Annotated in this window: 11 protein-coding genes and 1 pseudogene; 7 read left to right on the top strand and 5 right to left on the bottom strand. The window is 61.1% G+C overall.

What is annotated here, in order from left to right; translation table 11 throughout:
* Nucleotides 1–70 precede the first annotated feature (70 nt).
* From IPI01_08165 to IPI01_08145, 5 genes are all read right to left on the bottom strand, one after another.
* Nucleotides 71–715, bottom strand: coding sequence for a response regulator transcription factor (locus IPI01_08165; protein ID MBK7257760.1), 645 nt, complete (start codon nt 713–715; stop codon nt 71–73).
* Nucleotides 716–777: 62 nt separating this feature from the next.
* Complete coding sequence (locus IPI01_08160) at nt 778–1,854, bottom strand: hypothetical protein (protein ID MBK7257759.1); 1,077 nt, start codon at nt 1,852–1,854, stop codon at nt 778–780.
* On the bottom strand, nt 1,832–2,602 hold the full coding sequence (locus IPI01_08155) for a hypothetical protein (protein MBK7257758.1): 771 nt from the start codon (nt 2,600–2,602) through the stop codon (nt 1,832–1,834). The genes IPI01_08160 and IPI01_08155 overlap by 23 nt, the downstream gene beginning before the upstream one ends.
* A gap of 75 nt (nt 2,603–2,677) precedes the next feature.
* Nucleotides 2,678–2,941, bottom strand: a complete 264-nt coding sequence (locus IPI01_08150; GenBank protein MBK7257757.1) for a hypothetical protein — start codon at nt 2,939–2,941, stop codon at nt 2,678–2,680.
* Between the two features lie 106 nt (nt 2,942–3,047).
* On the bottom strand, nt 3,048–3,839 hold the full coding sequence (locus tag IPI01_08145) for a hypothetical protein (GenBank protein MBK7257756.1): 792 nt from the start codon (nt 3,837–3,839) through the stop codon (nt 3,048–3,050).
* A 137-nt stretch (nt 3,840–3,976) separates the two neighbouring features.
* Here IPI01_08145 and IPI01_08140 point away from each other — a divergent pair, with 137 nt between their 5' ends.
* The 7 genes and pseudogenes from IPI01_08140 to xylA all read left to right on the top strand — a co-directional run bounded on the left by IPI01_08140 (nt 3,977) and on the right by xylA (nt 10,965).
* Nucleotides 3,977–4,381: an ATP-binding protein gene (locus IPI01_08140; GenBank protein MBK7257755.1), complete on the top strand. Its 405-nt coding sequence runs from the start codon at nt 3,977–3,979 to the stop codon at nt 4,379–4,381.
* 1 nt (nt 4,382) lies between these two features.
* Entirely contained in the window at nt 4,383–4,676 is a 294-nt protein-coding gene (locus tag IPI01_08135) for an STAS domain-containing protein (protein ID MBK7257754.1), read from the top strand.
* On the top strand, nt 4,666–5,247 hold the full coding sequence (locus IPI01_08130) for a sigma-70 family RNA polymerase sigma factor (protein ID MBK7257753.1): 582 nt from the start codon (nt 4,666–4,668) through the stop codon (nt 5,245–5,247). The genes IPI01_08135 and IPI01_08130 overlap by 11 nt, the downstream gene beginning before the upstream one ends.
* Nucleotides 5,244–6,509: a hypothetical protein gene (locus IPI01_08125; protein MBK7257752.1), complete on the top strand. Its 1,266-nt coding sequence runs from the start codon at nt 5,244–5,246 to the stop codon at nt 6,507–6,509. The genes IPI01_08130 and IPI01_08125 overlap by 4 nt, the downstream gene beginning before the upstream one ends.
* 89 nt (nt 6,510–6,598) lie before the next feature.
* A complete protein-coding gene (locus IPI01_08120; GenBank protein ID MBK7257751.1) occupies nt 6,599–9,298 on the top strand; it encodes a hypothetical protein in 2,700 nt (899 codons plus the stop codon).
* A complete protein-coding gene (locus IPI01_08115) occupies nt 9,265–9,411 on the top strand; it encodes a hypothetical protein (protein ID MBK7257750.1) in 147 nt (48 codons plus the stop codon). The genes IPI01_08120 and IPI01_08115 overlap by 34 nt, the downstream gene beginning before the upstream one ends.
* 234 nt (nt 9,412–9,645) lie before the next feature.
* Nucleotides 9,646–10,965, top strand: a pseudogene (gene xylA / locus IPI01_08110) (xylose isomerase).
* Nucleotides 10,966–11,095 lie beyond the last annotated feature (130 nt).

The raw sequence follows: 11,095 nt of genomic DNA, 5'->3' as shown, positions 1-11,095 counted from the left end.
CATAGAACAGATTGACCATTTGTCGGGCGGAGGGATCCGATGCGCATGGTGCAGACCGCGACAGCCGGTGCTACCTGCGGGGAACGATATGGTCCTGGAGCGCGCGTGCCACCGCCTGCGACTTCGAATGAACGTGGAGCTTATCGTAGATATTCCGGAGATGGGCGCGCACGGTGTAGACGCTGATGAACAGGACGTCTGCGATCTGCTGATAGTCATCGCCTTCGACGAGGCGTTCGAGGACTGCGACCTCGCGGTTGGTGAGCTGATGGTCCACCTTCTCCGGTGGCCTGAACTCCGTGAACATGGTCAGGACGCGGCGGGCGATGTTGGGTGACATCGGCGTACCGCCGCCGAAGGCATTCTCCACTGCCTCGAGCAGGGTGGCGGGGAGTACAGGCTTCGTCACGTAACCGATCGCCCCCGCACAGAGCGCACGGAACACGTTGTCATCGTCCTGATGCACGGTGAGGACGATGATCTGGAACCGCGGATGTTTTTCACGAAGAAGGCGCGTGGCCTCGATGCCGGACATCCCCGGCAGGCTGATATCCATCAGCACGACGTCGGGGTCAATGGAGTCGGATGCGGCGAAGAACGCTTCGGCGCTGGCGAATTCCCCGGCCACCTGGAATCCGGAGGAGGATCGGAGGATCAGCGATGTCCCCATTCGGAAATCGAGGTTGTCTTCGATGATCGCTACACGGATCGGCATGGATGCCTCATGGATGGGCATGTGTACGCACTCTTTCCCTGGTGTTCAATAGGCCGATGTGACTATTTCTCGAGGTGAAGGAAGAAGACGATGCAGGTTCCGGTTGGCGGATGGGGTTCAATGGACATCGTTCCGCCAAGCGCTTGTGCCCGCATTCTCATGGTCGTGGAACCGCGGCCGCTTTCCGTGCTCTCTCCGGCCCATCCGCGCCCGTTATCCGTCACCGTCGCAAGGACCCCATCCCGATTCTTGCGGATAACGACCGCGAGCTCTGTTCCTCCGGAGTGTGTGATCGCATTGTTCATCGCTTCTTTCAGCATCATCCAGAGGTTCTTCCGCTGCTCCGGACTCAGGTCCATGTTCTGAAGATCGTCGTCGTCCTCGACCGTTATCGTGAGCCGCACACCGCGGGCCCTGCAGGCCGTGACCATCATGTCGCGTAGCCTGTTCATCAGGCTCGCAACGGTCTCCACTTTCGGATCGAGGGACCAGATGATCTCCCGCACGACCTCCGCCGACCCGGTTGCGAGCGCCGTGATCCTGTCCAGCAATGCGCCGGATTCCACCGTGCCATTCCGGATGAGCGCACCGAACATGGCGATACTGCTCAGGTTCGATGCGAGTTCGTCGTGAAGGTCCGATGCAAGGCGCATGCGCAACCTGGTCAGTTCACGCAGTTTCCGCACGCGCGCCCGGTAGAAGAGAAGCAGCACGGATGCGCATACCGCCAGGGATGCAAAGATGAACCACCACGCCCGCCAGAACGGCGGCAGGACCCTGAAGGCCACGCTTGCGGGGTGCACGCTGGCGGCTCCGTCGGGTCCTATGGCCCTCACGCGGAAGAGATAGTCACCCGGCGCGAGGCGCGCGAAACTGACCGTCCGCTGGTGAAGCGATATCTCCCGCCATGCATTCTCTGTGCTCATCGCGTATTGGTATCGGATGTTCGCCATTGCATACAGGGCGATGCTCGAAAAGTCAATGGCGAGGTCATGCTGGTCATCCTCCAGAGTCAGCAGCCCCACCGACCCTTCTCCCGGGTCACGTATGGGAATGGACTCTCCGCCGATGCGGATGCCGGTGATGAGGATCGACGGCGGGCCGTCAGGGACGATCTCATCCGGACGTTTGGATGACACTCCCCTGGAACGTTCCGGAACCACAGCACGCCCCCGGGATCCCTGTGTGCGGCAGTGACGAAGTCGCCGGCGAGGCCATCATCCATCGTGAAATGGCGGAACCGTCCCGGCCGGACATCCAGTCGGTCCACTCCGCGGACCGTTCCGGCCCAGAGTGGCCGGGATCTTCGGTCACGAGACAGCGCACGTTGTTGCTCGAAAGTCCATGCGCACGTGTACCGGACAACGGTGAGCGAGTCGCGTGAGGGGTCGTCGATGCGGAGGATCCCGTTCGTCGCTGTCGCGATCCACAACCGGTTGCCCCGTCCACAAGGATGTCCGTCACCATACCCGTGGGTATCCCATCCTGTGTCCCGAATGTTCTGAACACATGGTCCTTCCATCGAACGATCCCACCGGAGTACAGACCGATCCAGAGCGCTCCGGTGCTGTCCTCGGTGAACGCGCTGGGTGCGCGCCTTGCCGGGAGCCCCGGCGACCCGGCGAGGTCGTGGATGGTGGAAAGATCCGGATCCAGCGTGGCAATGCCGTCGTCCTGCGGATCACCCGTCCGGGTGCCGATCCAGTAGGTCCCGCGAGAGTCCTCATACAGGCGGAAGATCTGTGAACACGGCAATCCATCACGTTCTGTATAGATGCGCTCGGGAGGTCCGGTGCTGCGGCGCTTTCCATACCGGCACAACCCCTGCGATGTGAGGGCCCACCACCGTCCCTGCCTGTCATGGTAGGCGAGTTGCGATGCCCACATGGATGCGGCTCCCGGAGGGAACGCGCAGCCGGTCGGACCGCATGATCCTGCCCTTGAATCGTGCTGATCCACCAATCACGGGTGACGGCGCAGACGTACCGTCCCCCTCAGCGTGCGCGATGGTTGCCACGGCAAGATTCGCAACAGGCTCTCTGGGAGGAACGGAGACCAAGTGTCGGGAGGCAGGCACATCGCTCCCGTCGGAGATCCGATCCAGAGGCCACCCTGGCGGTCGAGGGTCAGCGAGTGGATCACATTGCTGCACAGGCCGTTCGATGTCGTGATCCCCGAGAACGTGCGGCCATCGAACCGGGAGGCCGTTTGGCAGTTCCGATCCACATCACCGGCGGGGATGGATGGAGGGCGTCACGTCATTGCTCGTGAGCCCGTCCGCAATGTCGAAACGCATTGCTGTTCCCGGTGTGTCCGCAAGCCACCATGGCGTTCATGCCGGTAGATGACCGCATCCGTCCCGGGCCGGCAGCGAAGAGCACCCGTGCTGTCGGGAACGAGGACGATCAGCCCCGCGAAGCGGTGGCCGATCCATATCCTGTCCGTGCCATCGATCGCCAGGTGGGCAGAATATCGCCGCCGCTCCTTTCATACAGGGTGTAATGCCGGATGGGCCTGCCGGGTTCTGCGACGTAGAGTCCGCGATTGGTAGCGACCCATAGTCGGCCGTGTCGGTCTTCCCGAGTCCAGAGACCCTTAACACCGGATGGGCAGGGCCGCGCGAGGTATCGAGCTGGATGACGGAGGGATTCCCATCGAGATCGCGGACGACATTGCCGGTGCCTCCACCCCAGAGGATGCCGGTAGGGCCCAGGGCGAGCGCTTGGACGTTCGGTTGGGGATTGGCATCGTGGATGAGAAATGGTGCGAACCGCGGGGCATGATCCGAAGCTCCTGATGCCTGGTTCGAGGCGATCAGGCCGCCGTTGGTGATCACGAACAGACGTCCGGAAGGGGCTTCCAGACTGAGCAGCGCCGTGCCGGATGATAGTCCGTCTTCGGCTCCGAACGTCACGAACTCGTAACCGTTGTATCTACTTAGCCCATCCCTCGTCGAAAACCAGAGAAATCCTGCCCGGTCCTGCATGACGTGCGCAACGAATGCGCTTCCCAGGCCATCAGAGGCTGTATAGGTCCGGATGGGCAGTCTTTCCGCGAAGGCAGCGTAGGACCACAGGGTCAGCATGGTGACCGCGATGAGTTGTGGTAGACCGGTGGATCGCATGGATCGAGTGTCCGTACTGCGGTGTGGGGGGTCCGCCCCTGCGTGCCATCCCGTCATCCCATGGGTGGAGTATACAACTTGGGGTTTGGATAGTCAATGCATTGATTTTGTCCGATTATTCCGTTTATTGCTCGCATATGCAGCGAGACTTCAAAAAGGCCGTTTCCTCCCTCAGCGAGATCTTCGCCTTTATAGATGAGCATGTCGCGGGCACCGGGATCTCGCCGGCCGGGGTGTATGCCATGTACTTCGTCGTCGAAGAACTCTTCACGAATATGGTGAAGTACGCGACGGCGTCTGCCGAGGACGTGACCATCGGTGTGACGATCGACGGCCCGCGACTGACGATCCAGCTGACCGATCACAACGTGGATCCTTTCGATCCGGCCAATGCCCCGAGGGTTGACCCCTCGACGCCGCTTCAGGAACGCAGGATCGGGGGACTCGGGATCCAGCTTGTGCAACAGATGGTCGACGACCTGAAGTACAGTTACGCCGACCGGTGCAGCACCATTACGATAACCAAGACCCTGGAGCCCTAGCATGTTCTCGATCACACCAGCCGACAACGGGGACGTCCTCCTGTCCGGACGCTTTGATGCGGCGCAGGTCGACCGCGCCGATGCGGTCCTGGGACAGCTCCAGTCCACCACCCGGATCGATTTCTCGGGCCTTGAGTATATTTCCAGCGCCGGGCTCGGATGCCTTCTGAAAGCTCAGAAAAGGCTGGCACAGTCCGGCCAGGGACTCGTCCTGATACGGATGAACAAGCTCGTACGGGACATCTTTCGCATGGCCCGTCTTGAGGTCGTATTCCGGATCGACGATGACGCCTGAGACCAACTTTTCACGGGACCCCGTGTATATTCAGAAAGGGGATGACGACGGCGAGATCATCGGCCGCATCCTCTCGGGTGACGTCGGGGCGTTCGGGATACTTGTCGACCGCTACCAGAAGGTGGTCTTCAACGCGGCGCTCAGGTTCGTGCAGGACAGCGATGAAGCGGAGGATGTCGCCCAGATCGTCTTCGTCAAGGTCTATGAGCACCTCGGCACCTACGATCACCGCCTCAAGTTCTTCAGCTGGCTGTACCGGATCACGGTGAACGAAAGCCTGAATCACCTGCGCCAGCGAAAACCGACGGAACGGATTACCGATCATGCGTCTGTTTCCGATGCGCAGGATGAGGCGGAACGGGCCGATACCGCCCGGCGGATACAGGATGCGATCAGGATGTTGTCACCCGACCATCAGGCATTGATCGTCCTCAGGCATTACGAGGACCTTGGGTATGACGAGATCGCTGAGGTCCTTGCGATCTCGGAGAAGAAAGTGAAATCGCGGCTCTTTACAGCGCGGCAGATCCTCCGGGACCTGCTCATCAAATGCGGAGTGCAGGCACCATGATCGACGACCGGACGCTGGACCTGATCAACAGAGACCTCGATGGTGTGGCCTCCGTTGACGAGCATGCCGCACTTGATGCGCTGCGCGCTTCACGAAAGGATGTCGACGATGCGTACAGGGGCCTGCTGGCCCTTCAGCGTGCGCTCGTGGCACCGCAGGTCCAGGAACCCCCGCCGGCACTGAAGCCGGCGATCATGCGGGCGGTCACTGCTCATGCACGCCCTGCCGCAAACCCCACGATCATGGACCGTCTTGTCGGCACACTGGTCCCACTGCCATTGAAAAACACACTGATCACGTACTTCACAGGAGATCGTATGGAATCCAACGGGACGCAACCGAAAAGCAAACGGGGCACTCTGCTGATCACGGCAGGCGTGTTCGCTGCCATGATCCTCGTGATCATGGTCGCGGTGAAGAACCCTTCCGTGGATCCGGAAGATTCTGCCGGCACCATCGGCGCGGTGAAGAAGTACAATGCCGCCCAGATCGCCGATCAGGATGTTGTGCTGCAGGGCGAATCGGAGAATCCGATCATGGCTGATGCCGCAACGATCGGCAGCGTGGCCACCGTGAGCGAGCATGCACGCGAACTCGCCCGCCTTGCCGAGGGATTGAAGTCGGAAGGAAAGTCCGTGGAAGGTGCGCAGGCACTTGCCGATCAGGCACGTGAACTCGCCGCACAGGCGGAAGCGGTCCGCTCCCTCGGCCGCGCAGCGGAAGCGGCGAAATATGCTGAGGCAGCAAAGGAACTGGCACGCAACGCCGAGGGCCTCCGCTCGCTCGGCCGCACCGCTGAAGCTCTGAAGATCCAGGAAGCCGCGCGCGCCCTCGGGAAGTCCGCGGAAGGCGCCAGCGCCGCGGTCCTTACGAATGAAGCACGCGTCCTCGCTGAGGGTGCACGCGAGGTCGCACGCGCCGCCGAAGGCATGAAGAGCCTGGGTAAGACCGCGGAAGCCGCGCGGCTGGCGGAAGCCGCGAAAGAGTTCGCGCGCTACGCCGAGTCCGTGAGGTCGATCGGCCGGACCGCGGAGTCCATGAAGCTCGCCGAGCGTGTCGCCGATCTTGGCGCCATTGCCGTCGGATTGAAAGCCGAAGGGAAGACCGCACTGGCCCGTACTCTTGAGTCAGGCGTTCGCGAGATCGGCCGCGTTGCCGAAGCGGCAAAGGTGATCGGCGCGTATGAAGATGGTGCACGTGCGGCAGAAGGCGCAAGGGCTTCTGAAGCAGCGAAAGCACTCGAAGGCGCCCGCACGAACTGACCTGACGGGTCTTCTTCCAGACTGTAGCTCCCAGGGACGCCCGCACGGGCGTCCCTGCTCGTATGTCGCCACCACCCCGGATGGGATCCATGTCGATCAGGCGCTCCTGGCTGTCTCTCCTCTGCCTCGTCGTGACCACCCCCGCCATCGCGCAGTTCCTCACCGTTCGCACGAACGATCTCCGTCTCATCTACTACGACCCCTCCCATGAGTACGTGATCCCGCATCTGGTGCGCACGTTCGAGAACTCCCTGGGCTTCCACCGTCGCTTGTTCAACTACCATCCTGACGGACCGGTGCATGTGCTGCTCGAGGACTTCGATGACTACGGGTATGCGGGGGCGACAGGCGTGCCATTCAATTACCTCCGGCTCGGCATCGAGCCGTACCGGTATGATTTCGATACGGCACCGACCAACGAACGATTCAACTGGGTGATGAACCACGAGTTGCTGCACATCGTGGCATCGGACAAGGCATCGGCGGGTGACCGGTTCTTCCGCGGGCTGTTCGGGGGCAAGGTCGCCCCGGCCGCAGACCAGCCGCTTTCGATGCTCTACAGCTATTGGACGAATCCGCGGAAGTACTCGCCGCGGTGGTACCACGAGGGGCTGGCGGTGTTCATGGAGACGTGGATGGCCGGCGGCATAGGCCGCGCACTCGGGGGGTGGGACGAAATGGTGTTCCGGACCATGATCAGGGACAGCAGCTTCATCTATGATATCGTCGGGCTCGAGTCGGAAGGGACCACGGTCGATTTCCAGGTCGGCGCGAACTCCTATCTGTACGGGACCCGTTTTGTGAGCTACTGCGGGTTGACCTTCGGGCCGGAGAAGGTGCTTGCATGGTGCTCGCGGACAGACTCGAGTGCGGCGGATTTCAGCAGTGCCTTTGCAGCGCTGTTCGGCACGTCGCTCGAGGACGAATGGGGCCGGTGGATCGCCTGGGAGCACAGGTTCCAGCAGGCAAACCTGGATTCGATCCGGCGCTATCCCGTCACCCGCGGTCGGCGGGTCTCGCCACGCGCATTGGGTTCGCTCTCCCGCGCCTTCTTCGATCCGGAACGACAGGCCATCTATGCCGCGATCAACTATCCGGGACAGCTTGCCCACATCGCCGCCATCGACATGCGGACGGGGAGCCTCAGCAAGATCTGTGATGTGGAGACCCCTGCACTGTATTCCGTGTGTGCACTCGCCCATGATGCAGAGGGGGAGAGGCTCTTCTTCACCACGAACAATAGCCGCGACTGGCGCCATCTCTACGCGGTGGATATCCGGACACGTGATGTGCGCCGGCTGATCCCGGAAGCGCGGGTGGGCGATCTTGCGTTCTCGCGCAACGACAAGGTCCTCTGGGGTGTGCGGCACAGCGGCGGGATTTCAACGATCGTGCGCATCCCACCGCCGTATACGTCGTGGTATACTGTGCTGCCATTGGAGTACGGGAAGGACATCTTCGACCTCGATGTATCCCCTGACGGCACGACGCTCATCGGTTCGTTGATCGAGATCAACGGAACACAGTCGCTTGTCAGCCTCTCCATCCCGGCGCTGATGGCCGGGAAGGGCGACGCCCGGACCCTCCTCGCCTTCGAGAACAACACCTCTCCACAGAATTTTACTTTCTCAGAGGACGGGCGATTCCTCTACGGCTCGTCGTACTATACTGGTGTGTCGAACCTGATCCGGTACGATCTCGAGAACCGGAACCATGCGGTGCTGACGAATGCCGAGACCGGGTTCTTCCGTCCGATGCCGATGTCCGGGGATTCCGTGATCGCATTCGAATATACCGGACGCGGGTTTGTTCCGGTGGTCCTCCCGGTGGCCGCGAAAGAGGACCTGAATGCCGTCACATACCTCGGCCAACGCATCGTGGATGAGCATCCGGTCGTCACCCGATGGACGGTGGGATCGCCACGCGCGATCGATCCCGATTCGGTGATCACCTTCCGTGGGGAATACAACGGCCTCAGCGAACTCCGGCTGCAATCCGTCTATCCGATCGTTGCCGCGTACAAGGACTACACCGCGGCGGGTCTGAAGATGACGTTGTCAGATCCGCTGCAACTTGAGAGCATCGAAGCCACGGTATCGTATACGCCTTCACCGTCGTTGCCGGTGGGGGAACGCATTCATGCATCGGTGGACATCCGGCACTGGCCGTGGAAGGTGAAGCTCTCGTACAACCGGGCGGATTTCTATGATCTGTTCGGGCCGACGAAGACGAGCCGGAAGGGGTACGGCATCAGCGTCGGATATGCGGGGAGCCTGATCATCGATCGTCCCCGCATGCTCGACTACACCATCACAGCGTCGGCTTTCGGCGGATTGGATCATGTGCCGGAGTATCAGAACGTATCGGCATCCTACGACCGCCTGCTCAGTCTGCGCGGGGGTCTCGACTACCACAACCTCCGCCGGTCACTGGGTGCCGTGGAGTACGAGCAGGGTGTCAGTGCGTCGGTGAACATCTTCTCCAACTATGTCCGCTCGTCATTGTATCCCCGCTTCTCGCTTGAAGGAGCGTACGGCTTTTTGCTGCCCCTTGATCATTCCTCGATCTGGCTCCGTGCCTCCGCCGGACAGGCGATCGGCACACGCGGCGAACCGTTCGCAAGTTTCTTCCTTGGAGGGTTCGGGAATAACTGGGTGGATCATCAGGACGAGCACCGGTATTCTGCACGTGGGCGCGGCTTGCGCTCTTTTCCTCTGCGGCGGTGGCCGATCCAGATCACAGGCCCAGCAGGACGATGGTGTATAACCTGGGTGGCCAGGTGGATCTGAGGCTGGTGCTCTTCTGGCGCCTGGAATCCATGCTCTCGGTGGGGTATGCCGTTGCCGCGATCCAGGATCAGCGCTCCACGCGGGAACTCATGGTTTCCCTGAAGATCCTTTGATGGCATAGAGCTTGTATCGCCACCCCCGGCATACCCCGACCGCGGAGGAATGAATATATCTTAGCGAAATGCGTTTTTTCACTTGACAAGTCAGAATTTGTTTGTTAAAATTGAACCGGTACAAGTGACGCTGAACTGATATGCACGTTTTCCGTTTCCCGCAGCTCTCCAGGTCTTCCTTCATCCGATCTCATCAGTCGTAACGCCTTCGACCACGAAGGCACGGAGCACACAATGACGAACACCTTCTTCCCCGAGGTCACAGGGCCCATCCCCTTTGAGGGCAAAGAGTCGAAGAATCCCCTTGCGTTCAAGTACTACGACCGGAACCGCAAGGTCGGCGGCAAGACCATGGCGGAGCACCTGCGCTTCTCGGTTGCGTACTGGCATACCATGATGGGCACGGGTGCCGATATGTTCGGCAGCGCAAGTGTAGCACGCCCGTGGACGAAGGCGGCCGACCCCATGGATCAGGCACGGCAGACCATGGAAGCGGCGTTCGAGTTCATGCAGAAGCTCGGGGTGGACTTCTACTGTTTCCACGACCGTGACATCGCACCTGCGGCCGGGTCGTTCGCGAAGACCTGCAAGCAGCTCGAAGCGATCGTGGACCTCGCAGGCGGACTCCAGAAGAGCACCGGCATCAAGTTGCTCTGGGGTACCGCGAACCTGTTCAGTGACCCGGTGTACGCGCAGGGCGCGGCAACAAGTCCGAATGCGCACGTCATGGCCCTCGCCGCGGCCCAGGTGAAGCATGCGCTCGATGCGACGAAGGCCCTCGGCGGTGAAAACTACGTGTTCTGGGGCGGCCGGGAAGGGTACGAGTCGCTCCTGAATACCGATCTGAAGCACGAACAGGACCAGATGGCGCGCTTCCTCCACATGGTCGTCGACTACAAGAAGAAGATCGGGTTTACCGGGCAGTTTCTCATCGAGCCGAAGCCGGCCGAACCGATGAAGCATCAGTACGATTCCACCGCTGCCGCGACGCTGTATTTCCTGAAGCAGTACGACCTCTATGACCACTTCAAGCTGAACATCGAGGCGAATCACGCGACACTCGCGGGCCATACCTTTGAACACGAACTTGCCGTTGCCTCTGCGGCGGGAAACTTGGCAGCGTCGATGCGAATCGCGGCGACCTGTTGCTGGGATGGGACACGGACCAGTTCCCGACCGACATCTCCAGTGCCACACTGGCGATGATGGTGATCCTCGGTCAGGACGGCCTCGGCACCGGCGGGTTGAACTTCGATGCCAAGGTGCGTCGCACGTCGACCGACCCGACCGATCTGTTCTACGCACACATCGGCGGCATGGACACGTTTGCACGCGGATTGCTCATCGCACAGAAGCTGCGTGAAGAGAAGGTCTTTGAAACGGTACTGGCGAAACCGCTACGCGACGTATGGCAGCGGCATCGGCGCTTCCATGATGGCAGGGAAGTCCGATCTCACGGCGATCGACGCATGGATCATGCAGAATGATGCACCTGTCACCCCGAGCGCCCGTCAGGAGATGCTCGAGAACATCCTGAATTCGTACATCGCATAAGAAACCCGATCATGACCCCGCAGACACGAAGCGATGCGACCCCGTCCTCCGTCGGAGAGCGGCCCGGCACGAACGTTCCGTACAGGAATCCCGCCTCCCGTGGCGGAGCGTGTTGCCGATCTCCTGAGTC

The sequence above is a fragment of the Ignavibacteriota bacterium genome (assembly GCA_016707525.1).
Lineage (GTDB): Bacteria > Bacteroidota > Ignavibacteria > UBA10030 > UBA6906 > JAGDMK01.
The sequence above is the reverse complement of the archived record's forward strand: the minus strand, read 5'-3'. Positions and strand labels throughout refer to the sequence as shown.

Bases quoted from the DNA above. Each gene is read 5' to 3' on its own strand.
- IPI01_08135 (MBK7257754.1), top strand. From the start codon at position 4,383: ATGTTCTCGATCACACCAGCCGACAACGGGGACGTCCTCCTGTCCGGA.
- IPI01_08130 (MBK7257753.1), top strand. From the start codon at position 4,666: ATGACGCCTGAGACCAACTTTTCACGGGACCCCGTGTATATTCAGAAA.
- IPI01_08120 (MBK7257751.1), top strand. From the start codon at position 6,599: ATGTCGATCAGGCGCTCCTGGCTGTCTCTCCTCTGCCTCGTCGTGACC.
- IPI01_08145 (MBK7257756.1), bottom strand. From the start codon at position 3,839: ATGCGATCCACCGGTCTACCACAACTCATCGCGGTCACCATGCTGACC.
- IPI01_08125 (MBK7257752.1), top strand. From the start codon at position 5,244: ATGATCGACGACCGGACGCTGGACCTGATCAACAGAGACCTCGATGGT.
- IPI01_08115 (MBK7257750.1), top strand. From the start codon at position 9,265: ATGGTGTATAACCTGGGTGGCCAGGTGGATCTGAGGCTGGTGCTCTTC.
- IPI01_08165 (MBK7257760.1), bottom strand. From the start codon at position 715: ATGCCGATCCGTGTAGCGATCATCGAAGACAACCTCGATTTCCGAATG.
- IPI01_08140 (MBK7257755.1), top strand. From the start codon at position 3,977: ATGCAGCGAGACTTCAAAAAGGCCGTTTCCTCCCTCAGCGAGATCTTC.
- IPI01_08155 (MBK7257758.1), bottom strand. From the start codon at position 2,602: ATGTGGGCATCGCAACTCGCCTACCATGACAGGCAGGGACGGTGGTGG.